25 protein-coding genes are annotated in these 21,964 nt (G+C 68.8%); 5 read left to right on the forward strand and 20 right to left on the reverse strand.

Going from position 1 to position 21,964, the window contains the following annotated elements:
• Window positions 1-24: 24 nt before the first annotated feature.
• From OK17_RS01920 to OK17_RS01930, 3 genes are read right to left on the reverse strand one after another with little or no spacing between them, the layout of a single operon-like run.
• Window positions 25-1,251 carry a winged helix-turn-helix domain-containing protein gene (locus OK17_RS01920; protein WP_232719478.1) on the reverse strand — a complete coding sequence of 409 codons (1,227 nt, stop codon included), beginning with the start codon at window positions 1,249-1,251 and terminating at the stop codon, window positions 25-27.
• Window positions 1,251-1,757 (reverse strand): dihydrofolate reductase, encoded by a 507-nt coding sequence (locus OK17_RS01925; protein WP_461416514.1) that lies wholly within the window; start codon window positions 1,755-1,757, stop codon window positions 1,251-1,253. The genes OK17_RS01920 and OK17_RS01925 overlap by 1 nt, the downstream gene beginning before the upstream one ends.
• Window positions 1,754-2,587 carry a thymidylate synthase gene (locus OK17_RS01930; RefSeq protein ID WP_232719480.1) on the reverse strand — a complete coding sequence of 278 codons (834 nt, stop codon included), beginning with the start codon at window positions 2,585-2,587 and terminating at the stop codon, window positions 1,754-1,756. The genes OK17_RS01925 and OK17_RS01930 overlap by 4 nt, the downstream gene beginning before the upstream one ends.
• Before the next feature lie 108 nt (window positions 2,588-2,695).
• On the opposite strand from OK17_RS01930, the gene OK17_RS01935 reads away from it, so the two are divergent.
• Together OK17_RS01935 and OK17_RS01940 are read left to right on the forward strand one after the other, a co-directional pair.
• Window positions 2,696-3,046: an HNH endonuclease gene (locus OK17_RS01935; RefSeq protein WP_154882645.1), complete on the forward strand. Its 351-nt coding sequence runs from the start codon at window positions 2,696-2,698 to the stop codon at window positions 3,044-3,046.
• Between the two features lie 94 nt (window positions 3,047-3,140).
• Window positions 3,141-3,590 (forward strand): nitroreductase family deazaflavin-dependent oxidoreductase, encoded by a 450-nt coding sequence (locus OK17_RS01940; protein WP_461416515.1) that lies wholly within the window; start codon window positions 3,141-3,143, stop codon window positions 3,588-3,590.
• A 77-nt stretch (window positions 3,591-3,667) separates the two neighbouring features.
• On the opposite strand, the gene OK17_RS01945 is transcribed toward OK17_RS01940, so the two are convergent.
• From OK17_RS01945 to OK17_RS01965, 5 genes are read right to left on the reverse strand one after another with little or no spacing between them, the layout of a single operon-like run.
• Entirely contained in the window at window positions 3,668-4,126 is a 459-nt protein-coding gene (locus tag OK17_RS01945; RefSeq protein WP_461416516.1) for a flavodoxin family protein, read from the reverse strand.
• Complete coding sequence (locus OK17_RS01950; RefSeq protein WP_461416517.1) at window positions 4,126-4,686, reverse strand: TIGR03086 family metal-binding protein; 561 nt, start codon at window positions 4,684-4,686, stop codon at window positions 4,126-4,128. The genes OK17_RS01945 and OK17_RS01950 overlap by 1 nt, the downstream gene beginning before the upstream one ends.
• Window positions 4,687-4,698: 12 nt before the next feature.
• Window positions 4,699-5,238 carry a hypothetical protein gene (locus OK17_RS01955; protein ID WP_232719484.1) on the reverse strand — a complete coding sequence of 180 codons (540 nt, stop codon included), beginning with the start codon at window positions 5,236-5,238 and terminating at the stop codon, window positions 4,699-4,701.
• Between the two features lie 5 nt (window positions 5,239-5,243).
• Window positions 5,244-5,993 (reverse strand): 4-hydroxy-tetrahydrodipicolinate reductase, encoded by a 750-nt coding sequence (gene dapB / locus OK17_RS01960; RefSeq protein ID WP_232719485.1) that lies wholly within the window; start codon window positions 5,991-5,993, stop codon window positions 5,244-5,246.
• A 58-nt stretch (window positions 5,994-6,051) separates the two neighbouring features.
• Complete coding sequence (locus tag OK17_RS01965) at window positions 6,052-6,534, reverse strand: Lrp/AsnC family transcriptional regulator (RefSeq protein WP_006866487.1); 483 nt, start codon at window positions 6,532-6,534, stop codon at window positions 6,052-6,054.
• A 137-nt stretch (window positions 6,535-6,671) separates the two neighbouring features.
• Between OK17_RS01965 and ald the strand changes: the two genes are divergently transcribed.
• Window positions 6,672-7,787 carry an alanine dehydrogenase gene (gene ald / locus OK17_RS01970; protein ID WP_232719486.1) on the forward strand — a complete coding sequence of 372 codons (1,116 nt, stop codon included), beginning with the start codon at window positions 6,672-6,674 and terminating at the stop codon, window positions 7,785-7,787.
• 19 nt (window positions 7,788-7,806) lie between these two features.
• Here the strand turns inward: ald and OK17_RS01975 are convergent, their stop codons facing one another.
• From OK17_RS01975 to OK17_RS02000, 6 genes are all read right to left on the reverse strand, one after another.
• Complete coding sequence (locus OK17_RS01975; RefSeq protein WP_232719487.1) at window positions 7,807-8,565, reverse strand: NRDE family protein; 759 nt, start codon at window positions 8,563-8,565, stop codon at window positions 7,807-7,809.
• A 6-nt stretch (window positions 8,566-8,571) separates the two neighbouring features.
• The gene (locus tag OK17_RS01980) at window positions 8,572-10,044 is read right to left on the reverse strand and encodes a putative nucleotidyltransferase substrate binding domain-containing protein (RefSeq protein ID WP_232719488.1); all 1,473 of its coding nucleotides are present in this window, start codon (window positions 10,042-10,044) and stop codon (window positions 8,572-8,574) included.
• Between the two features lie 90 nt (window positions 10,045-10,134).
• Window positions 10,135-12,423, reverse strand: coding sequence for a polyribonucleotide nucleotidyltransferase (locus OK17_RS01985; RefSeq protein ID WP_232719489.1), 2,289 nt, complete (start codon window positions 12,421-12,423; stop codon window positions 10,135-10,137).
• A gap of 445 nt (window positions 12,424-12,868) precedes the next feature.
• Window positions 12,869-13,138, reverse strand: coding sequence for a 30S ribosomal protein S15 (gene rpsO / locus OK17_RS01990; RefSeq protein ID WP_232719490.1), 270 nt, complete (start codon window positions 13,136-13,138; stop codon window positions 12,869-12,871).
• 76 nt (window positions 13,139-13,214) lie between these two features.
• Window positions 13,215-13,910, reverse strand: a complete 696-nt coding sequence (locus tag OK17_RS01995; RefSeq protein WP_232719491.1) for a hypothetical protein — start codon at window positions 13,908-13,910, stop codon at window positions 13,215-13,217.
• The gene (locus OK17_RS02000) at window positions 13,907-14,878 is read right to left on the reverse strand and encodes a bifunctional riboflavin kinase/FAD synthetase (protein WP_232719492.1); all 972 of its coding nucleotides are present in this window, start codon (window positions 14,876-14,878) and stop codon (window positions 13,907-13,909) included. The genes OK17_RS01995 and OK17_RS02000 overlap by 4 nt, the downstream gene beginning before the upstream one ends.
• 116 nt (window positions 14,879-14,994) lie before the next feature.
• Between OK17_RS02000 and OK17_RS02005 the strand changes: the two genes are divergently transcribed.
• Window positions 14,995-15,684, forward strand: a complete 690-nt coding sequence (locus tag OK17_RS02005) for a metal-dependent transcriptional regulator (protein ID WP_461416518.1) — start codon at window positions 14,995-14,997, stop codon at window positions 15,682-15,684.
• Here the strand turns inward: OK17_RS02005 and truB are convergent.
• Genes truB through OK17_RS02020 form a run of 3 tightly spaced genes read right to left on the reverse strand, consistent with a single transcriptional unit; the run spans window position 15,681 to window position 18,245 of the window.
• On the reverse strand, window positions 15,681-16,601 hold the full coding sequence (gene truB, locus OK17_RS02010) for a tRNA pseudouridine(55) synthase TruB (protein WP_461416519.1): 921 nt from the start codon (window positions 16,599-16,601) through the stop codon (window positions 15,681-15,683). The genes OK17_RS02005 and truB overlap by 4 nt on opposite strands.
• A 1-nt stretch (window position 16,602) precedes the next feature.
• Entirely contained in the window at window positions 16,603-17,259 is a 657-nt protein-coding gene (locus OK17_RS02015) for a 4'-phosphopantetheinyl transferase family protein (RefSeq protein ID WP_005199041.1), read from the reverse strand.
• Window positions 17,256-18,245, reverse strand: coding sequence for a metallophosphoesterase family protein (locus OK17_RS02020; protein ID WP_174718282.1), 990 nt, complete (start codon window positions 18,243-18,245; stop codon window positions 17,256-17,258). The genes OK17_RS02015 and OK17_RS02020 overlap by 4 nt, the downstream gene beginning before the upstream one ends.
• A 144-nt stretch (window positions 18,246-18,389) precedes the next feature.
• Here OK17_RS02020 and OK17_RS02025 point away from each other — a divergent pair, with 144 nt between their 5' ends.
• Entirely contained in the window at window positions 18,390-19,160 is a 771-nt protein-coding gene (locus OK17_RS02025; RefSeq protein WP_461416520.1) for a hypothetical protein, read from the forward strand.
• 6 nt (window positions 19,161-19,166) lie between these two features.
• Here OK17_RS02025 and OK17_RS02030 read toward each other — a convergent pair whose 3' ends face one another.
• From OK17_RS02030 to rbfA, 3 genes are read right to left on the reverse strand one after another with little or no spacing between them, the layout of a single operon-like run.
• The gene (locus OK17_RS02030; RefSeq protein ID WP_461416608.1) at window positions 19,167-20,543 is read right to left on the reverse strand and encodes an MATE family efflux transporter; all 1,377 of its coding nucleotides are present in this window, start codon (window positions 20,541-20,543) and stop codon (window positions 19,167-19,169) included.
• A complete protein-coding gene (locus OK17_RS02035; RefSeq protein WP_461416521.1) occupies window positions 20,540-21,496 on the reverse strand; it encodes a DHH family phosphoesterase in 957 nt (318 codons plus the stop codon). Before OK17_RS02035 ends, OK17_RS02030 begins: the two co-directional genes overlap by 4 nt.
• A complete protein-coding gene (gene rbfA, locus OK17_RS02040; protein WP_006866500.1) occupies window positions 21,493-21,942 on the reverse strand; it encodes a 30S ribosome-binding factor RbfA in 450 nt (149 codons plus the stop codon). Before rbfA ends, OK17_RS02035 begins: the two co-directional genes overlap by 4 nt.
• Window positions 21,943-21,964: the final 22 nt, after the last annotated feature.

Raw genomic sequence — 21,964 nt, forward strand, 5'->3', positions numbered from 1 at the left:
CGCTGGTTCGCGGCCTCCCGATGCTCAGCATCCCATCACGGCCCGGAGGTCGCGCGCGAGGTCACCCTTCGTGCCCACCGACACGTCGTCGAGGTCGAGCCACCCCGCGAATGTGCGCAGGTCGGCGCCCAATCGCTCGGCGACGACGCCGCGATCGTGTCCGGACTCACAGAAGGCGCCGAGTACCAACAGGGTTCGGGACCTGCGGTCGGCCTTGAGGTCGACGCGTGCGGCGATGTCGGTGCCCAGCAGGTAGGGCAGCACGTAGTAACCGTGGACGCGTTTGTGCTCGGGGACGTAGATCTCGATGCGGTAGTGGAAGTCGAAGAGGCGCTCGGCTCGTGGCCGGAAGAAGACGAGCGGGTCGAACGGCGAGAGGATCGCCGAGGTGTCGATGCGTCGCGGCATCGGCGCACCGTCGGCGAGATACGCGGGGTCGCGCCATCCCTCGACCGAGACCTCGTGCACCACACCGGCGTCCACGAGGTCGGCGACGGCCGGGCGGGCGTCGGCGGGTTTGAGGCGGTAATAGTCGGCGAGGTCGGCGACGGTCGCGACGCCGAGGGACCGAGCCGCCCGGGCGATGAGATCCCGGTGCGCCTGCGCACGATCCGGGCGTCGCGCGGCGACGTCGGCGCCGACGACCCGTTCGGTGAGGTCGTAGTGACGCATGAAGTTGCCGTTGCGCACCGCCGACAGGTCGCCGGCGGCGAACATCGCCTCACACAGGTGCTTGATCTCGCCGCGCTGCCACCAGCTCCCGGCGGTACCCGGCTCGCGTTCGATGCCGAGCCTCTCCTCGATGGTCCGCGGCATCGCGGCACCGATCTCCTCGATCACGCTGCGGACGTCCTCGGCGAGGCTCCGGTTGCGGCGCATGATCTCGCGCGTGTGCCGGTACCGTCCGTCGGCGAACTCGTCCATGCGCCAACGGAACAGCGGCCAGTCCTCGACCGGGATGAGCGCGGCCTCGTGCGCCCAGTACTCGACGAGCAGACGCTTCCCCCGGACCGGCTGCCACGCGGCGCGATGCAGGAGGTCGGGATCGTAGGGTCCGAGGCGGCTGTAGAGCGGCATGAAATGGGCCCGCGCAACGATGTTGACCGAGTCCATCTGGAGCAGACCTGTCCGGCCGACGACCCGTTTGAGGTGGGCCATCGTCGGGGTGCCCGCCGGTGCACGGTCGGCGAATCCCTGTGCGGCGAGCGCGGTTCGACGCGCCTGGGCCGGGGAGAGACGCTCCGGTGCCATCAGCGCGTGTAGTCGACGAATCGGTAGGCGGTACCGGTGGTGGAGGTCTGCCACTCCCCCTTGTCGGCGACGGTCCACTCGGGACCGATCTCCGGCGCGAACGCGTCGGCTCCGGGTACGTCGATGTCGATCTCGGTCACGCAGAGGTCCGTCGCGTACCGCATTGCGAGCCGGTAGATCTCACCGCCGCCGATGACGCCCACCGTGTCGCCGTCGGCCAGGCTCAACGCCTCGTCGATCGTCCGGGCGGTCAGCGCACCGTCGGCGGACCACTCCGGGTTGCGGGTGACCACGATGTTGGTGCGGCCCGGCAACGGCCGGAACCTCGGCGGCAGGGAGTCCCACGTCTTGCGGCCCATGACGACCGGGTTGCCGAGGGTCTTCTCCTTGAACCGCGCCATGTCCTCGGGGACGCGCCACGGGATGGTGTTGTCGCGACCGATCGCGGGGCCTTTGCCGGCGACCTCGCGACCCTGCGCCCAGACGAGCCGGACCCGGCGGGTCACACCGCCACCGGCGCCTTGATCCCGGGATGCGACTGGTAGCCGACGATCTCGATGTCGTCGAACTCGTAGTCGAAGATCGAATCCCGCTTGCGCAGTTCGAGTTTCGGATACGGATACGGCTCGCGCGAGAGCTGCAGGGTCACCTGGTCGACGTGGTTGTCGTAGATGTGGCAGTCGCCGCCGGTCCACACGAACTCGCCGACCTCGAGGCCCGCCTGCTGCGCCATCATGTGCGTCAGCAGCGCATACGACGCGATGTTGAACGGCACGCCGAGGAACAGGTCGGCCGAGCGCTGGTACAGCTGACAGGACAGTTTCCCGTCGGCGACGTAGAACTGGAAGAACGCGTGGCACGGCGGCAGCGCCATCTGCGGGATCTCCCCCACGTTCCACGCCGACACGATGTTGCGTCGTGAGTCGGGGTTGGTCTTCAACGTCTCGAGAGCCGCGGAGATCTGGTCGATCTGCTCCCCCGACGGCGTCGGCCAGCTGCGCCACTGGACGCCGTAGACGGGTCCGAGGTCGCCGTTCTCGTCGGCCCACTCGTCCCAGATGGTCACGCCGCGCTCCTGGAGCCAGCGGACGTTGGAGTCGCCGCGCAGGAACCAGAGGAGCTCGTAGATGATCGACTTGAGGTGCACCTTCTTGGTGGTGATCAGCGGGAAGCCCTCGGCGAGGTCGTACCGCAACTGATGACCGAAGACGCTCTTGGTTCCCGTCCCGGTGCGATCCGCCTTCGGGGTGCCCGTCTCGAGCACGAGGCGCAGCAGGTCCTCGTACGGAGTGGGGATCGTCCCGGTCGATGAGATGTCGCGGATGGCCGTGCTCACGGTGGCCAGTCTAGGCAAAGCCCCCGGGGCGTCGCCGGGCGCACGACACGTCGCCACTCCCCTCTGTGACTGCAGTGACGCCTGTGACTTCGGGGGTATCCTCCTCCCGTGGCCACTCGCAGCACCACCCGTGCCAACCGCTATGCCAAGCGGCGTCGTAAGCGCGTCGCCTCCCGCGACAACGACCTCACCGACACCCAGTGGCTCGCCCTTCAGGAGGCCTGGGGCGGGTGCGCCTACTGCGGCGCGGACGGTGTCGCCCTTCAGCGCGACTGCATGCTGGCCATCTCCCGCGGCGGCCGCTACACGGTGACGAACGTCGTCCCGTGCTGCGGTTCGTGCAATGCCAGCAAGTGCAATTCCGAGGTCACCTCCTGGATGCGCCGCAAGAAGCTCGACGAGAAGGCGTTCCTGGTGCGCCAGTACGAGGTCAGCAAGCTCCTCGCCGACGTCGAGTAGCTCTCGGCCCGCGGGTCCCATTGGCAGGACGCCGCACCTGATCGGCAGTAATCTCGGTGCGCAAGAGACATGGTCGCGGCAAGGAGAACAGCCGATGAGTTTCGAGATCTCCGCGGGTACACGCGGCGCCTGGGCGCCCAAGGGCCCGTTCGTCCGCCTCGTGAACAAAGTCCTCGCTCCGATGATTCGCCGAAAGGGCCAGTTCGGCGGGATGAACGCCCTCGTCCTGACGACCGTCGGCCGTAAGAGCGGCCAGGAACGGCAGAGCCCGCTCGCTTGGTTCCCCGGACCAGACGGCAGTTGGCTGATCGTGGCGTCGGCCAACGGCGCCGCCAGCAACCCGGGTTGGTATCACAACCTGCGTGCCAACCCGGACAAAGCCCGGATCGACGTCGACGGCAAGACCATCGAGGTCCGCGCCCAGCAGCTCCAGGGCGAGGAGCGCGCACAGGCCTGGGCGGAGATCAGCAAGAACGAACGCTTCGCCGCCTACCAGGAGAAGACCGACCGGCAGCTGCCGATCATCAAGCTCACCGCCAAATAGCCGCAAACCCACCTCTTTTCGACAAACCCAGCACCCCGGCGGGTGGTGATTCTGCCGAAAAATGGTGGGTTTACGGGCTAGCCCATCAACTGCGCGGCGACTGTCGCGCCCAACTCCCAGCACGCTTCGCGGTCGTCCTTGCTCGGGGCGCCGGAGACGGTGACGTACTCGGCGGATTTCACCCAGCCGAGTCCGGTGGTGATGGCGTCGACGGCCTTGGCCGCGCCTTCGGTCCCCTGGTTTCCGTGGAGGTAGAGCCCGAACGGGCGGCCCTGCGTCGAGTCGAGGATCTGGTAGTAGCTGACGTCGAAGGCGTGTTTCAGTGCGCCGCTGATGTATCCGAGGTTGGCGGGGGTGCCGAGGACGTAGCCGTCGGCTTCCAGGAAGTCACTCGCGGTCACCGCCAGGGCGGCTCGACGCACCACCTCGACGCCCTCGATCTCGGGGTCCGTGGCACCGGAGAGCACCGCCTCGAACATCTCCTGACACGCCGGCGACGGAGTGTGATGAACGATCAACAGCCTCTTGTCCGCCATCACGACCTCCCGGCGAACGCCAGCAGCCGATCCGCCGCGCTGTCCGACGCCGGTTCGATCGGCGCCTCGAACATCCCGGCGGCGCGCAGTTCCTCGATGACGGGGGCGGCGTCGGTGAGCACGAAGTCGACGAGCCCTTCCGACGGCGTCCATTCGGCGTCGAGGCCCACGCACAGATCGTGGGAGTGCAAGGCCAGCTCCATGATTCGCATGACCAGGAGCTGGTGGCCGGGGCGCCGGCCGACGCGGTGATCGACCTCGACGTCGAGGTCGGCCGAGTCGACGGCAGCCCGAAAGGCGTTGTCGCTGCGCCAGAATTCGGCGACCGGGTCACCGGCGCCCACATAGTCGATGTCCCGCGTGGTCAGGGTGTCGGCGGCGCTCGCACCCTCGAGGAGCATGGCGTAGCGGTAGCCGCCACCGATGAGGTGGTTGATCAGGTCGCGATTGGTCCAACCCGCGCAACCGCTTGCCTGCCCGAGCCTCTCGGGTCCGGCGTCCGCCAGATGATCGGCCCACAACCGGGCGGCCTCGTCGAGCAAGCTCGTCGGAACGCTCATCTGGCCGTCCCCCTACTGCTCGCGTCCGTGGAACTGCGCGACCGCGCGCTTCATCATCGCGCGGGCGCGGGGACGATCGCCGGCGTAGTCGTAGGCGCGGGCGATGCGGTAGGTGTTGCGCCAGTTCTCGGGGTCGGCCTCCCACTCGGCCTTCACCCGGGCGAAGAGTTCGTCGGCGGCGTCGCGTTCCATGCGGCCCGAGGCACGGTGCGGGAGGTTCGAGATGTCGAGCTCGCGACCCTCCTCGGCCATGATGGCGGCGAGCTTCTGGTGTTCCAGACCCGCGCGCAGCGTCGCGAAGATGAGCCACGCGCCGATAAGCGGCAGCGCGATGACGCCGATTCCCAGGCCAATCCCCGCGGCGCTGCCCGTCGCGATCAGCTGGAACCCGCGCCAGCCGAGCAGCACGAAGTAGACGATCAACGCAACGACGAGGAACCCGATCATCCAGATGATCGGCCGTGCGTCCTTCTTCTTCGGCCCCAGCCGCGGTGCCCCGCCCTCGGTGTCGCCGGTGTGGGTGCCCTCGTCGTGCGTGCCGTCATCAACCATGGGGATCAGAGGTCCATCAGTTCTTCGAGTCCGATCGTCAGACCGGGGCGGTCACCGATGCTGCGCACGCCCAGGAGTACACCCGGCGCGAACGACGACCGGTCGAGCGAGTCGTGGCGGATGGTGAGGGTCTCCCCCTCGGTGCCGAGTAGGACCTCCTGGTGGGCGACGAGGCCCGCGAGACGCACCGAGTGCACGTGCACGCCGTCGACCACAGCTCCTCGCGCGCCGTCGAGTTCGGAGGTGGTGGCGTCGGGGCTCGCGCCGACGCCGGCCTCGGCGCGCGCACGGCCGATCAGCTCCGCGGTCCGGTACGCGGTGCCCGACGGGGCGTCGGCCTTGTGCGGGTGGTGCAGTTCGACGACCTCGACCGACTCGTAGTACTTGGCGGCCTGCGCGGCGAAACGCATCGACAGGACGGCGCCGATCGCGAAGTTCGGGGCGATGAGCACACCGACCTTCGGGTTCTCGGCGAGCCAGCCGCGGACGGTCTCGAGGCGTTCCTCGGTGAAGCCGGTGGTGCCGACGACGGCGTGAATCCCGTTGGCGATCAAGTACTTCAGGTTGTCCATCACGACGTCGGGGTGGGTGAAGTCGACGACGACCTGGGTGTCGGTGTCGGAGAAGAACTCCAGCGAATCCCCCTTGTCGACGCCCACGGTGTAGGTGAGGTCGTCGGCGTTCTCGACCGCCGTGACGATCGCCTGTCCGACCTTGCCCTGACTGCCCAGGACGCCCACCTTGATACCGCTCATGTCCACCCTCTTCGATCTCGACGTGTCAACGGGTCTCAGTCTAGTGGCGAGGGCCTTCTCAATAGATCGGCGCATCGCCGCGGCGATGCTCGAAGACCAGCGACGTGGTGGTGCCCGCGACCTCGCGACGGCTGTTGAGTCGCTCGACGAACTGGCGGAGCGCCTCGGTGTCGGCGGTCGCCACGTGCAGCATGTAATCGTCGGCGCCCGCGAGGAAGAACACGTCGATCACCTCGTCGTAGGCGGCGATCTCGCCGACGAACTGCCGGATCCGCCCGCGCGCGTCGGATTGGAGGCTGACGGCGACCATGGCGCGCAGCGGGCGCCCGACGGCGGCCGGGTCGACGTCGGCGAAGAATCCACGGATGACACCGAGTTCGACGAGCCTGCGCATGCGGCCGTGACACGTCGACGCGGCGATCCCGACGCGTTGTGCCAGCTCACTGTTGGGCATACGCGCATCGGACTGCAGGAGCTTCAGCAATTCGCGGTCCGTCGCGTCGAGCTCTCCGGGTTGAACATCCTTCGGTGCAGCAGGCATCACACCCTCCTGACTGGAAACATCTTCGCCATCATCAAACATTCAAGAATCTTCTTCACGAATATTGTGACACTTCTGAAGTTCCTTCACGCTTGAGACAGCTTATCTGCACAAACTTCGAAACGAGAGGGAGCATCATGCGCGTCGGGATCCCCACCGAGATCAAGAACCACGAGTACCGCGTCGCCATCACCCCGGCGGGCGTCGCCGAGCTGCACCACCGCGGCCACGACGTGATCATCCAGGCGGGTGCCGGTGAGGGGTCGGCCATCACCGACAACGACTACAAGGCCGCCGGCGCGCAGATCCTCGGCACCGCCGCCGAGGTCTGGGATCAGGCCGAACTGCTGCTCAAGGTCAAGGAGCCGATCGCCTCCGAGTTCGACCTCATGCGCGCGGGCCAGACGATCTTCACCTACCTCCACCTGGCCGCCGGCAAGGAGTGCACCGATGCGCTGCTGGCCTCGGGCACGACATCCATCGCCTACGAGATGGTCCGCACCGCCGACGGCGCACTCCCCCTGCTCGCCCCGATGAGCGAGGTCGCCGGCCGGCTCGCACCCCAGGTCGGCGCCTATCACCTGATGAAGTCCGAGGGCGGCCGCGGCGTGCTCATGGGCGGCGTCCCCGGCACCGAGCCCGCCGAGGTCGTCGTCATCGGCGGCGGGGTCAGCGGCGTCAACGCGGCGACGATCGCCGTCGGCATGGGAGCCCAGGTCACCGTCTTCGACCTCGACATCACCAAGCTCCGGGCGATCGACGCCCGGTTCGCCGGTCGCGTCCACACCCGCTACAGCACCAAGCTCGCGCTCGACGAGGCGGTCAAGAAGGCCGACCTGGTCATCGGTGCCGTCCTCGTCCCGGGTGCGAAGGCACCGGTGCTGGTGCCCAACAGCCTTGTCGCACAGATGAAGCCGGGGGCAGTGCTCGTCGACATCGCGATCGACCAGGGCGGTTGCTTCGAGGATTCCCACCCCACGACCCACGCCGACCCGACCTTCACCGTGCACGACACCACCTTCTACTGCGTGGCCAACATGCCCGGCACGGTCGCCCGCACGTCCACGCAGGCGCTCACCGGCGCGACCCTCCCCTACGTGCTGCGCCTGGCCGATCAGGGCTGGGAGAAGGCCTGCGCCACCGATCCGGCACTGGCGTCGGGTCTGAGCACCCACCGCGGGGAGCTGTTCACCGCCGAGGTCGGCGAGGCGCTCGGTCTCCCCGTCGCGGCGATGCCGTTCGCGCACAACTGATCAGCGAGACCACCCGCGTTCAGAAGGTGATGCGGGTGGTCCCTCGCCGCTTCCCGCGATAGCCGTAGCGGCGTTCGATGATGTCTCCGTGCCCGTCGTGGCGGATGCGCAGCAGGGTCGAGGCCCGTGTGCCGTATCCCGGGATGTTGATGAACTTCGACGACAGGGCCGCTTCGAACTCTGCTCCGACGCCGGTGTCGGGCAGCCGCGCCGGGTCGGGGCGGTCCTGGTCGGCGAGCATCGCGAAGTAGTCGTCATCGGAGGCGCCGGCGGAGATCAGGTCACGCAGTGCCGCAGTGCCGTCGACGACCTTCGGCCAGTCGTTGTCGAGCGCCCCGTTGGACACGCCGTGCACCCCGTCGGCCACCCGCTCGGCGTGTGGTTGCGGCCGGTTCGTCACCCACCACAGGTCTGCGGCGTCGGCGACGAGCAGGTTCACCGGGTCGTAGTCGGCGGCCTGTTCGACGACGCGGTCGGCGAAGACCTTGGGGTCCTCGTCGCCGGCGAGGAAGTCGACCGGCAACTGCCCGCGCGAGCGGACCCCGACGCGTTCGGACGGGCCGACCCGCACGTTCGTCACCATCGCGACCCGGCCGGGTTCATCAGCGGAGACACCCATCCAGGTGCCGCCTGCCAGCGCGTCGCGTCCGGCGATGATCGGCAGGTCATCCCACCGGGACAGCGCATACGTGCGTCGCCGGTGGTACTCGTCGCGGTTGGCCGCGACGATCAGCCGGTACTCGGGATGCGCGTTCCACGCGAAGAGGATCAGGCACATGGCATCTCAGTTCACCTGGTAGTGGCTCATACCCGCCATTCTGCGCTGGACGCCGGCGATCTCCCGCACCGCCTGCGCCACCAGACTCCGGTCCAGCGGCGACAGCCGTCCCATCTCCAGCACGTCGGTCAGTGTCTCGCCGCGATCGAACTGCGCGACCTGATACCGCAACCGCACCCGTTGCAGGACGTCGAACACCTCCGTCAGCGTCGTCGCATCCTCGTCGCCGAGCAGCGCGCTACCCGAGGCCGCCTGGAGACGGGCACGCGTGTTCACCTCGGTGGATTCGACGCTCAGTGCCGCCCAGCGGGCGATGTTGATCAGCGGTGTCAACGCGTTGGCCTTGACGTCGAACGCCCCCGGGCGCCGGGTCAGGACGTCGCGCATCGAGCGGAGTCGCGCCTTGGTCGACAACGACTCCTCGAGCAGCAACCGCATGGTGCGCGGGTCGGCTCGCAGGGCGCCGATCATCTCCACTCCCGGTGTGGGCACCGGCGATTCGCGACGCGACCCGAACAGGGGGCGGCCGTCGAGGATCAGCGATGTGAAGATCATCCCCTTGTTCTCCAGGGGTGCGTCGATCCATCCGCGCGCGGCCGTCTGCCACTGGGTGCGGGTCCGCGAGAACAGCGGCTTCGACGCGACGGCGCCGTTGGTGTCGACGGGCAGGCCGGCACCGCGCAGCAGGTCGTCGAGCTCGGCGAAGGCCGCACGGTAGCCGTCGAGCTCGGTCGCCTCCAGCGAGTCGTCGAACACGACCGCGGAGTCGACATCCGAGCTCAGCACCGGCTCCCGACGCGCGTTGCTGCCCAGCGACAACCAGGTGTACGCGGCGGGGTCGACGTCGGGCCGGGAGTCGACGACCAGCCGTAGGCCGCGCAGCACCACGGCGTCGACGATGAGGGACGCGACCTGGGTGACCTCGTGTGCCGGTCGATCCCGCCGCACGAGATCGGCGACGAGCTGCGGGATGCGCTGCGCGTGTCCCTGCAGCTCCTCGACCGTCTGCGACCGTGAGATCTGTTCGCGCAGAGGCATGCTCGAACCGGCCGGGTCGGCGACGAAATCGCTCGCGCCGACGACGCCGAGGACTCTGCCGCCGGCGTCGCGTACCGGGATCACCGTGAGGTCGCGGTCCACGAGTTCGGTGAGGGCATCGATCGCCGACGTCCGGGAGTCGACGACGAACGCCGGCCCGTCGACGATCTCCCCCACCGGGGTGTCGAGGCTCCGTCCGGCGGCGACGACGCGCGCCCGGATGTCGGCGTCGGTCAGCAGGCCGAGGCCGTCGGCGGGCAGCGGGATCACGACGTAGTCCTGGTCGCGCTCGGTCATCAGTGCAGCGGCCTGACGCACGGTCATGTCGGCCCGTCCGGTCACCGGCTCGGTCCGCAGCAGGTCGGCCACGGTGCGCGACGCGGGTGTGCGCGCCGCGTCGCGGCGGTGCGCGACCGTCAGCTGGTCAGGCGGACCGTTCATCTCTGCAGATCATAGGCGGCTGCGGACAGACATCGGGCCCGCCGTCCGGATGGACGGCGGGCCCGATGGGGAACCTCAGATCAGAACGGCTCAGGCGTCGGCGGCGGCCGCTTCGGCGGCTGCGGCCTCTGCCTTGTCGGCCTCTTCGTCGACGGGGACGAGGCTGATCTTGCCGCGCTCGTCGATGTCGGCGATCTCCACGCGGAGCTTGGAGCCCACGTTCACGACGTCCTCGACCTTGTTGACGCGCTTGCCCTTACCGAGCTTCGAGATGTGCACCAGGCCGTCGCGACCCGGCAGCAGCGACACGAACGCACCGAAGGCTGTGGTCTTGACGACGGTGCCGAGGAAGCGCTCGCCGACCTTGGGTAGCTGCGGGTTGGCGATCGCGTTGATGCGGTCGATGGCAGCCTGTGCCTTCACACCGTCCGAGGCGCCGACGAACACGGTGCCGTCATCCTCGATGGAGATGTTGGCGCCGGTCTCCTCGGTGATGCCGTTGATCGTCTTGCCCTTGGGGCCGATCAGCTCGCCGATCTTGTCCATCGGGATCTTGATGGTGGTGATCCGCGGTGCGAACGGGCTCATCTCGTCGGGCTCGTCGATGGCCTCGGCCATGACGTCGAGGATGGTCAGTCGGGCGTCCTTGGCCTGGCTGAGCGCACCCGCGAGCACCGGCGAGGGGATGCCGTCGAGCTTGGTGTCGAGCTGCAGGGCGGTCACGAAGTCCTTCGTGCCCGCGACCTTGAAGTCCATGTCGCCGAAGGCATCCTCGGCGCCGAGGATGTCGGTCAGTGCGACATAACGGGTCTCGCCGTCGACGGTGTCGGAGACCAGGCCCATGGCGATGCCGGCGACCGGGGCGCGCAGGGGCACACCGGCGTTGAGCAGCGACATGGTCGAGGCGCAGACCGAACCCATCGAGGTGGATCCGTTGGAGCCCAACGCCTCCGAGACCTGACGGATCGCGTACGGGAAGTCCTCGACGCTCGGCAGGACCGGCATCAGGGCCCGCTCGGCGAGCGCGCCGTGGCCGATCTCGCGACGCTTGGGCGAACCGACGCGGCCGGTCTCACCGGTCGAGTACGGCGGGAAGTTGTAGTGGTGCATGTACCGCTTGGACGTCTCCGGTCCGAGCGAGTCGATCTGCTGCGCCATCTTCACCATGTCGAGGGTGGTGACGCCCATGATCTGGGTCTCGCCGCGCTCGAACAGCGCACTGCCGTGGGCGCGCGGGATCACCGCGACCTCGGCGGAGAGTGCACGGATGTCGGTGATGCCGCGACCGTCGATGCGGAAGTGGTCGGTCAGGATGCGCTGGCGGACCAGCTTCTTGGTCAGCGAACGGTATGCGCCGCCGATCTCCTTCTCACGACCCTCGAACTGATCGCCGAGCTTGGCGAGGATGTCGGCCTTGAGCTCGTCGGTCTTGTCGTCGCGCTCCTGCTTGCCGGCGATCGTCAGGATCTCCGAGAGGCGCTCGGTGGCTGCGGCGGCAACGGCCTCGTAGACGTCGTCCTGGTACGGCGGGTACAGCGGGAACTCGCCGGTGTCCTTGGCAGCGGCGGCGGCCAGCGACTTCTGTGCCTCGCACAGGCGGGCGATGAACGGCTTGGCGGCCTCGAGACCCTCGGCGACGATGGCCTCGGTCGGTGCCTGGGCGCCACCGGCGATCAGGTCGATGACGTTGTCGGTCGCCTCGGCCTCGACCATCATGATCGCGACGTCGGCGGAGTCGCCCTCACCGCTCACGATGCGGCCGGCGACGACCATGTCGAACACGGCGCCTTCGAGCTGCTCGACGGTCGGGAATGCGACCCACTGGCCGGCCTTGTTTTCCTCGGTCGGGATGAGTGCGACACGCACGCCACCCACCGGGCCGGAGAACGGCAGACCTGCGAGCTGGGTCGACGCCGACGCGGCGTTGATGGCCACGACGTCGTAGAGGTCGTTCGGGTCGAGCGACAGCACGGTGACGACGACCTGGATCTCGTTGCGGAGGCCGTCGACGAAGGACGGGCGCAGCGGGCGGTCGATCAGGCGGCAGGTCAGGATCGCGTCGGTGGACGGACGACCCTCGCGACGGAAGAACGATCCGGGGATGCGTCCGGCGGCGTACATCCGCTCCTCGACGTCCACGGTCAGCGGGAAGAAGTCGAAGTGCTCCTTCGGGTGCTTCGACGCGGTGGTGGTCGAGAGCAGCATGTTCTCGTCGTCGAGGTACGCGGTCACCGAACCGGCGGCCTGCAGGGCGAGGCGCCCGGTCTCGAACCGGATCGTGCGGGTGCCGAAGCTCCCGTTGTCGATGATCGCGGTGGCCTCGGTGATGGCGTCGTCGTACCCGTCGGTGAAGTCTTCGGTGGTGTTCACATCTGTCATGTGGGGTGGAATCCCTTCGTAGCGGCTGCCGTTAGCGGCCGTCGTGATGCGCGGCCACGCAGAGATGGCCGCTTGTGCGGTTGAGGGTGGTCATCGCGAGGTGCGCAGCGTGCACCGAATGCCGGTGCAGTCGTGCTGTGGAGCTCGTCGCACGCGCGGATCGGACCGACCCAGAACGCGCCGAGAAAACACGGCAGCGGGTGAATGGCGCGACGTTTCGCGCCCGGTTGAGTGCTCAGACGGCCTTCGATCGAAGCGGCCGGAACCATTGTTCCGGCGGCCACTACCGAGGACCGATCTGGCTCGTCGTCACGCACTGCCATCAGTTCACGGCAACGATCCGTCTGTCAGCCTATCACCGCGCCGTGTCAATACCTCAATATGACAAACCGGCCACCTCCCGTTCGGGAGGTGGCCGGTGAAAGTCTGTTGTCGCGGTCGGCGATCAGCGACGCAGGCCGAGGCGCTCGATGAGCGAACGGTAGCGGTTGATGTCGACCTTGGCGACGTACTTCAGCAGGCGACGACGACGGCCGACGAGCAGCAGCAGGCCGCGGCGGCTGTGGTGGTCGTGCTTGTGCTGCTTGAGGTGCTCGGTGAGGTCGATGATGCGCTTGGTCAGCAGGGCGACCTGGGCCTCGGGCGAACCGGTGTCGGTCTCGTGCAGACCGTATTCGCTGAGGATTTCCTTCTTCTGCTCGACAGTCAAAGCCATGGAGATACTCCTGTTTCTCAGTGCCGCGTCTCAGAACATCCGGTGCGCCACCGCGGACTGCAGCAACACCGACTGATCAGGCTACCTGTCCGGGCGCGCCCGACCCAAATCCGAGCGTGACCTGCCCGAGTCCGTGGATGCTCGTGGCCGCCTCCCGGCCGAGCCACCACCACACCAGGGCGACGGCGACGACGCCGACGACCGCACCGACGACGATCGCGATGGCGAGCAGGCGCCGGGCCGGTTGCCGTTCGGCGCCGCGACCGGTCAGCGAGACGCCGATCAGTCCGAGAACCACCGAGGTCAGTGCCGCGGCGAGCATCAGGAACAGCCCGGCGGTGGGCTCACCCACGTCGGCGGCCGCCGACGTCGCACCGATCTTGCCCAACGGCAGCGTCAGGCCGAGGGGCCGGACGGGGACCGCACCGGCCATGACGACCACGCCGACCCCGGCCCCGGCGACCGTGGCGAAACCCGGGTGGGGTGCACCCACCCGCCGCACGAGTCCGTAGAGCGCGCCGAGACCGCCGACGATGATCAGCAGACCGAGGGTGACGGTGAACCACCCGAGCGTCAACTGGGTTCCGAGCGTCTCCGCGTACCGGCCGTTGTGCACGCCGAAACCGTTCGGGTTGAGCGGTGCGAGTCCCACCGAGGCGAGGTCCACCCACTGCATGAACGTCGCGGCCACGACCACCAGGCCGAGCACGACCGACGCGAGGGCCGCAGCGATCGCGGAGGTCTGCGCGGGACTCTTGCCGGGCGTGCTCACGACGTCTCGGCCGCCGCCAGGATCTCCCTGGTCTTGGCGACGTCGTTCCCCATCTCCTCGATGAGGGCGTCGATCCCGTCGAACTGGACCATGCCGCGGATGCGGTGGACGAAGTCGACGGCGACGTGCTGGCCGTAGAGATCGGCGTTCTTGTCCAGGACGAAGGCCTCGACGGTGCGGGTGCGTCCGGAGAAGGTCGGGTTGGTGCCCACCGACACCGCTGCCTGGTAGCGCTCCCCCGGCAGGACCTCTCCGACGGCCGGGCCGACGCCGAGGATCGTGAACCAGGCGGCGTACACGCCGTCGGCCGGGATCGCGGCGTACATCGGGGGCGCGACGTTGGCGGTCGGATAACCGAGATCGCGGCCGCGACCGTCACCGCGGACGACGACGCCCTCCACCCGGTGTGGGCGGCCGAGAGCCTCGGCGGCGCGGTCCATGTCGCCGGCGGCGACGCAGGAACGGATGTAGGTCGACGAGTAGGTCACCGCGTGTTCGCCGAACAGCGAGATGGCCTGCACCTCGAAGCCGAACTTGGCGCCCAGCTCGGTCAGCTTCGCGACGTCACCGGCGGCCTTGCGCCCGAAGGTGAAGTTGTCCCCCACCACCACCTCGGCGGCATGCAGTGTCTCCACGAGGATGTCGTGGGCGAAATCCTTGGGCGAGCGGGCCGCGAGCTCCGGGGTGAACGGCATCACGCAGAAGACGTCGATACCGAGTTCCTCGGCCAGTTCCGCCCGCCGCGTCAGTGTGGTCAGTTGCGGCGGATGGGAACCCGGCCGCACGACCTCCGACGGGTGCGGGTCGAAGGTCATCAGCACGGAGGGCACCCCGTGCTCCTTCGCCGCCTTCGTCGCGGCATGGACCAGTTCGGCATGCCCACGGTGCACACCGTCGAAGACACCGATGGTGACCACGCACCGTCCCCAGTCCGCGGGGATGTCATCAAGACCTCGCCATCGCAACACGCGACCAGCCTACGGGGAGCGCCTGTTCCAAACCACCACCGCCACACGCCTACGAGCAGACACGAGGCCGACGACGAGGTGTCGGCCAGGCGACAAGGGGACGCTAAGCTCGATCCATGCCATGGCGATCAGACCGTCCGGTGACCGAGCTGTCACAGGTCACCCAGGACTATCTGAAGGTCATCTGGACCAGCCAGGAGTGGGAGGACGTCAAGGTCACCACCAAGCTGCTGGCCCAGTCCCTCGGAGTGTCCCCGTCCACCGCGTCGGAGGCCATCCGCAAGCTCGCCGACCAGGGTCTGGTGTCCCACGAGCCCTACGGCGCGGTGACTCTCACCGATCACGGCCGCGAGGCAGCGGTCCTCATGGTGCGGCGCCACCGACTCATCGAGACCTTCCTCGTGCGTGAACTCGGCTACCGCTGGGACGAGGTGCACGACGAGGCCGAGATCCTCGAACACGCCGTCTCCGACCGCCTGATGACCAGGCTCGACGCCAAACTCGGCTTCCCCGACCGGGATCCGCACGGCGACCCGATCCCCGCACTCGACGGATCGATCCCCACGCCCGCCGCGGCGCTGCTCGCCGACCTCGAGGTCGGCGCGTCGGGATGCATCGCCCGCATCTCCGACACCGACCCGGAGATGCTGCGCTACTTCGACGAGGTGGGCGTGGCCCTCGACTGCGTCGTGACCGTCGCCGAGAAGCGGCCGTTCGCCGGCACCATCTCGGTGTCCCTCGACGACGCGGCGCCGATCGACCTGGGCGACATCGCCGCCCGCGCGATCTTCGTCGTCCCGCGCTAACGCAGGGTCGCGGGTCGTACCACCATCACCGAACTCGCCCGCTTGCCCTTCTCCTGGATCAGCGCGATGGCCTGCTCGTGCGGGTCGACGACCACGTAGACGCCCTTCAGACCGATCGGCTCGAGCCACCGTCCCTGGCTGATGGATTCGGCCTCGTCGTCGCTGATGTCACGACGCGGGAAGGACAGCTTCACGGCCTCGTCGATGTCGAGGCTGACGCGGCCGTCCTCACGGACCTCGTCGAGCGTGCGGGCGTGCTCGAGGGTGAACGGCCCGACCGCGGTGCGGCGAAGCGCGGTGAGGTGTCCCCCGACCCCGAGTGCGGCACCGAGGTCACGGGCCAGGGATCGAATGTAGGTGCCCGACGAACAGTCCACGGCGACATCGAGATCCACGACGCCGGGGGTGCCGTTGTCGGTGTCACCGTCGCGACGGGTGGCGAGCACGTCGAAGCGCGACACAGTGACCGGGCGGGCCTCGAGGTCGAAGTCGGCGCCGGTGCGGACCAGGGCATGTGCCCGCCGGCCGTCGACCTTGATCGCCGACACCCTCGCCGGGACCTGCTGGATGTCGCCGGTGAGATCGGCCACGCCCGAGGCGATCTCGTCGTCGGTGACACCGGAGGCGTCCGCGGTGGCGAGGATCTCCCCCTCGCGGTCGTCGGTGGTGGTCGAGGCGCCCAGGCGGATGGTTGCCGTGTAGGACTTGGTGGTCAGCGACAGCAGACCGAGAAGCTTTGTCGCCCTCTCGATCCCGACGACGAGAACGCCGGTGGCCATCGGGTCCAGGGTGCCGGCGTGGCCGACCCGGCGGGTGTCGAAGATCTTGCGGCACCGCGACACCACGTCGTGGCTGGTGATCCCGGCCTGCTTGTCGACGATGAGCAGGCCGGCCTTCTCGATGGTTGCGTCGGCCATGTCAGACCATCGCGATCGTCGTGGTGATGATGCCCCGTTCGACGAGCCAGCGGCCGTGGAACTCGAGCACCGGCGCACCGCCGTCGGAGGCGGCCGGATCGATCAGGATGCGCGAGATGAACGTCCCGGACGTCTCCGCGGTCTGCTCGAAGGTGATGAGGGCGTCCTCGAAACCCAACCATCGCTTGGTGATCGGGAACCACGCCTTATAGGTGGCCTCCTTGGCGCAGAACAGCAACCGGTCCCAGTGCAGTCCGGCCGGGCGGGTCGCGAGGACCTCGCGCTCGGCGGGCAGGCTGGTGTGCTCCAGCACACCGTCGGGCAGTGCGTCGTGCGGTTCGGCGTCCATGCCGAGCGACCGCACCCCCATCGCGTGCGCGACGATCGCGGCGCGGTAGCCGTCGCAGTGGGTGAGGCTGCCCACGATGCCCGCGGGCCAGATGGGGGCGCCCTTGTCGCCCTTGAGGATCGGCACCGGGTCGTAGCCCAGCTGCCCCAGTGCCTGCCGGGCACAGTGTCGGACGGTGGTGAACTCGCGGCGACGCTTCTCCACGGCCTTGCCGATGAGCGCCTGCTCGGCGGGCATCGCGATCAGGCCGGGCGGATCGTCGAACGCCTCCGCCGAGGCGACCCCGGATGGGAGGAGTTGTTCGATCACTGCTCGTCCTTTCGTGCTTGCCGTTCCGCCTGCCGCGTCCGGCGCTCCGCCTGCCTCTGTTCCACCCGTGCCCGGAATTCCGCGGCGCGTTCGGCGTAGTCGGGCGGCAGGTCGAACCGCACCCCGTGCTCGGGGAGATCTGTCTCCCCGAGGCCGTCACCGGGCACGATGTTGCGCATCAACGGGTTCGGCAGGCCGCGTCGCTTCCACTCGCGCGGGTAACCGACCGACACCTCCTCGAACCGGATGCCGTCGTACCAGGTGGTGCGCGGGATGTGCAGGTGCCCGTAGACACAGCACGCGGCGTTGAACTCGGTGTGCCAGTCGGCGGTCAGCTCGCTGCCGCACCACAGTGCGAACTCCGGGTAGATGAGGGCATCGCAGGGCTCGCGACGCAGCGGCCAGTGGTTGATGAGCACCGTCTTCTCCGACGGGTCGAGGGCCTGAAGCCGACGGCGGGTGATCTCGATGCGCGCCCGGCCCCAGGCATCCCGGGTCGGGAACGGCTCGGGCGAGAGCAGGAACTCGTCGGTCGCCACCACGTTGCGTTCCCGCGCCAGTGCCAGCGCGGTCAGCTTGTTGGCCGTGCCCTCCGGCCGGAACGTGTAGTCGTACAGCAGGAACATCGGGACCACGCGGACCGGATCGCCGCCGTCACCCGGATCGAACAGCGGGTAGATGTCCTCCGGGGTCACCACACCGATGTCGCGGCACGCCTGCACGAGATAGTCGTAGCGGGCCACCCCGAACACCTGCAGCGGGTCCTTGGCCGTGGTGTACAGCTCGTGATTGCCCGGGACCCAGATGACGGTGTGGAAGCGGGTCCGCAGCCGGCGCAGGGTGTCGACGATGTCGTCGGTGCGTTCGGCGACGTCACCGGCCACGATCAGCCAGTCGCCCGGCGACGTCGGCCGGATCTCGTCGATGATGTGCTCGTTGCCCCGATGGGCGACGTGCAGATCGCTGATCGCCCACAAAGTTGCCACGAGGATCCATCGTGCCAGAGGTCGTGAATCCACCGTGCCCGGGGCGGGTCGGCGTGGGACGATCGAGCGGTGTACGGCGCACCCGTCGCCCCGAGCGGATCACGTCTGCCGGGCAATCGCGGACCCTGGTGGGCCCAGGTCGTCGTGAGCTCCGCGATCCTACTCGCCTACCTCGTCGCGCAGGTGACGGCCTTCGCCGTCGGCGACACCACCGAGCGGTGGACGCAGTACGGCCTGAGCGGGGGCGTCCTGGTCGTGTTCGTGGTGATCACCGCGGCGTGGGCGCGGTCCGGGTGGCGGGTCACCGTGGCGGTGCTTCTCGGCCTGCTGTTCGTCGGGTTGGAGCGGCTCGCGCTGCTCCCCTTCTACCTCGATCTCTCGGTCACCCAGGACTGGTCGGCGGAGGTGTTCCGGCTCGCCTCGATGGCCGCCACCGCGACGCTGCTCACCGGCCAGGTCGTCGTGTGGTCGATCGCCCGGCGACAGACGGCCATGACCTGGGTGGGCCTGCTCCCGGCCGCCGGACTGGTCGCGCTGGGGACGTGGGCGACCTACTATCACCAGCCCGACTTCGGCGTCGACCTGACGGCCACCGAGGTCGCCCTGCCCCTGCATTACTGGATCGGCGTCATCGCATTCGAGACCGTGTTCGGCGTCGCGGCCGTCCTCGTCCTGTGGGCGTGCGACGCGATCGGCCTCGCGACCCGCCGATCGCGCGCGACCAGCACCCCGGCGGCCGGCCCGAACGTGGAGAGCTTCCGGACCACCCAGCTCTACCGGACGCAGGCGGGTCACCCGGATCTGCGGGAGACCGAGCGGTACCGGCCGCCGCCTCCCCCGCTCGCCCAGCCGCCGCGGCGCCCCGACGACCCTTCCTTCCGGACCACCCGGATCCGGCGGCCCCGCGACGACTGACGTGTGTCAGGCGGGTACGGCACCCGCCCGTCGCCAGCGGCCGGAGCGGATGCGCCACACGACGGTCGCGAGCCGCACCACCATGAAGACCACGAGTCCCGACCACACCCCGGCCAGTCCCCAGTCGAAGATCAGCGACAGCCAGATCAGCGGCAGGAACCCGACGAGCGCGCCGGTCAGGGTCGCGGTACGGAGGAACGCGGCGTCGCCGCTGCCGAGCAGGACGCCGTCGAGAGCGAAGACCACACCGGCGATCGGCAGCATGCCGACGAAGAACCACCACGGCACGCCGATCGCGTCGAGCACGGCGTCGTCGGAGGTGAAGATGCGCGGGATCAGCGTCGCGCCGGCGGCGAAGACCGCGGCCATCGCGGTCGCGGCGACCACCGACACCCCGGTCACGCGGCGGGCCACGGTGTCGGCGACCTTGACCCGACCACCGCCAAGTGCGGCGCCGACGAGCGCCTGCGCGGCGATCGCCACCGAGTCGAGGAACAGCGCCATGAACTCCCAGAGCTGCAGCACGAGCTGATGCGCCGCGACCTGCGCGACGCCGAACCGGGCGGCCACCGCGGCGGCCGAGACGAAACAGATCTGGAAAGACAGGCTGCGCACGATGAGATCGCGTGCCATCGCCAACTGGGCGACGATGATTCTCCGGTCGGGTCTGAACCCGTTCGACTCCGGTGAGGAGGCCGCCTCGCGGATCACCCGCACCGCGAACAGCACACCCGTGACGCCCTGGCCGATCACGTTGGCGACGGCGCTGCCCGGGAGGCCGAGGCGCGGGAACGGTCCGACCCCGTGCACGAGGCCGACGACGAGGACGGCCGCGAGCGACAACCCGATGACCACGTAGACGACGGGACGGCGCGTGTCCTGCACACCGCGCATCCAGCCGTTGCCGGCCATCGACAACAGGATCAGCGGTACCCCGAACATCGCGATGCGCATCCAGTGCGCGGCGTCGGCGGCCACCGCGGCAGATTCCGGTGACGCCGCCCCGACGAGCACCCGCATGACCATCGGTGCGAGCGGATAGGCGACCGCGACGATCGCCACGCCGACCGCGACCGCGATCCAGCTGGCCTGGACACCCTCGCGCACCGCGCCGGCCCGGTCACCCGCACCGAACCGGCGCGCCGAGCGGGCCGTCGTGCCGTACGACAGGAAGGTGAGCTGGGTGCTGACGATGGAGAGGACCAGCGTGCCGACGCCAAGTGCGGCGAGCTGCTCGCCGCCGAGACGGCCGACGACCGCGAGGTCGAGGAGCAGGTAGAGGGGTGGCGCGATGAGGACCGCGAGCGCCGAGACGGTCAGCGTCGCGATCCGTGCGACACCTGCCTCGTCAGATGTCGCGGCCTCTTCGCGGGTGTCGCTCAGAGCGACTCCAACAACCTCGCGACGACCTCGTCGGCGGTCCCGGTGTCGCTGTAGCCGGAGGCCTGACGATGCCCGCCGCCACCGTGTGCACGCGCGATGGGGACGAGGTCGACGATCTCCTTGGACCGCAGCGAGACCGTCCACATCCCGGGTGCGTTCTCCTTGAACACCGCGGCCACCTCGGCGTCGCGGGCTGTCCGGATGGTGTCGACGACGCTCTCGGACTCCTCCCAGCTCATGCCGGCGAGGGCCCTCTGGTCGACGATCGCGTAGACGAGTCCCTCGCCGTTGCACGCCGACGGGACGAGCTTCGCCGACGCGAGGACATCGGACATCATCGAGAACCACTCGAACGGGTGGGAGTCGAAGAGGATGCGACTCCACCGGCGTGCGTCGACGCCGGTCTCCAGCAGGCGCGCCGCGATCCGGAAGGACTGCGGTCGGGCCCAGCGGAACGAACCGGTGTCGGTGGTCAGTCCGGCGTAGATGCAGGTGGCGATGTCGGCGTCGAGTTCGACCCCGAGCTCGTCGAGTACATCGAGCACGAGGACCGACGTGCAGTCGGCGGCGGGATCGATCAGATCGAGGTCACCGAAACCGGGATTCGACGCGTGGTGGTCGATGGTGATCGACGTGTCGGCCGCGTTGAAGACCTTACCCAGCGAGTCGAGGCGTTCGAGGTTCGCCGCGTCGACCGACACCACCAGCGGGTGCCCGACCACCTGGTTCGGGGAACACAGGAGTTTGCTGCCGGGCAGGCCGCCGAGGGAGGCCGGTAGCTGTTCGGAACCGGGATAGGACACCTCGACGTCGACGCCGCGACGGTCGAGGGCCAGACCCAGCGCCAGACCGCTGCCGATGGTGTCCGCATCCGGCCGGATGTGACAGCAGATGGTCACCGCCGACGCGGACGCCAGCTCTGCGGCGATCGCCGCACACGCCGGAGCGTTCACTCGTCGTCGCCGGCGTCGTCTGCCGAGCGATAGGGATCGGCGTCACCGGCTGGTGATGCCTCGGCTGCGCGTCGCGCGACGAGTTCGTCGTTGGCGCGGGCGCGCGCGACGAGCTCCTCCATCTGGCGGGCCGCGTCGGGCACCGTGTCGAGCATGAAACGCAGGGTCGGGGTGAAGCGGACGCCGGTACCGGCGCCGACCTTGGACCGGAGCACGCCGGTCGCCTTCGCCAATCCTGCCGCCGCCGCCTCGTAATCGGGTTCGGCGTCGATGGATTCGCCCATCACCGTGTAGTAGACGGTCGCGTCGTGCAGATCGTTGGTCACGCGGGTGTCGGTGACCGTCACGTAGGCCAGGCGCGGATCCTTGATCTCGGTGGCGATCGCCGACGCGACGATCGTCGAGATCCGCTTGGCCAGACGTTGTGCCCGTGCTGGATCAGCCATCGGGAGTCCTTCCATGAGCGGT

It is taken from the genome of Gordonia sp. GN26, assembly GCF_054823965.1.

Excerpts from the sequence above, each read along its gene's own strand:
- OK17_RS01920 (WP_232719478.1), bottom strand. The coding sequence starts at position 1,251 with ATGGCACCGGAGCGTCTCTCCCCGGCCCAGGCGCGTCGAACCGCGCTC.
- OK17_RS01940 (WP_461416515.1), top strand. The coding sequence starts at position 3,141 with ATGAGTTTCGAGATCTCCGCGGGTACACGCGGCGCCTGGGCGCCCAAG.
- OK17_RS01945 (WP_461416516.1), bottom strand. The coding sequence starts at position 4,126 with ATGGCGGACAAGAGGCTGTTGATCGTTCATCACACTCCGTCGCCGGCG.
- OK17_RS01950 (WP_461416517.1), bottom strand. The coding sequence starts at position 4,686 with ATGAGCGTTCCGACGAGCTTGCTCGACGAGGCCGCCCGGTTGTGGGCC.
- OK17_RS01955 (WP_232719484.1), bottom strand. The coding sequence starts at position 5,238 with ATGGTTGATGACGGCACGCACGACGAGGGCACCCACACCGGCGACACC.
- dapB (WP_232719485.1), bottom strand. The coding sequence starts at position 5,993 with ATGAGCGGTATCAAGGTGGGCGTCCTGGGCAGTCAGGGCAAGGTCGGA.
- OK17_RS01965 (WP_006866487.1), bottom strand. The coding sequence starts at position 6,534 with ATGCCTGCTGCACCGAAGGATGTTCAACCCGGAGAGCTCGACGCGACG.
- ald (WP_232719486.1), top strand. The coding sequence starts at position 6,672 with ATGCGCGTCGGGATCCCCACCGAGATCAAGAACCACGAGTACCGCGTC.
- OK17_RS01975 (WP_232719487.1), bottom strand. The coding sequence starts at position 8,565 with ATGTGCCTGATCCTCTTCGCGTGGAACGCGCATCCCGAGTACCGGCTG.
- OK17_RS01980 (WP_232719488.1), bottom strand. The coding sequence starts at position 10,044 with ATGAACGGTCCGCCTGACCAGCTGACGGTCGCGCACCGCCGCGACGCG.
- OK17_RS01985 (WP_232719489.1), bottom strand. The coding sequence starts at position 12,423 with ATGACAGATGTGAACACCACCGAAGACTTCACCGACGGGTACGACGAC.
- rpsO (WP_232719490.1), bottom strand. The coding sequence starts at position 13,138 with ATGGCTTTGACTGTCGAGCAGAAGAAGGAAATCCTCAGCGAATACGGT.
- OK17_RS02005 (WP_461416518.1), top strand. The coding sequence starts at position 14,995 with ATGCCATGGCGATCAGACCGTCCGGTGACCGAGCTGTCACAGGTCACC.
- truB (WP_461416519.1), bottom strand. The coding sequence starts at position 16,601 with ATGGCCGACGCAACCATCGAGAAGGCCGGCCTGCTCATCGTCGACAAG.
- rbfA (WP_006866500.1), bottom strand. The coding sequence starts at position 21,942 with ATGGCTGATCCAGCACGGGCACAACGTCTGGCCAAGCGGATCTCGACG.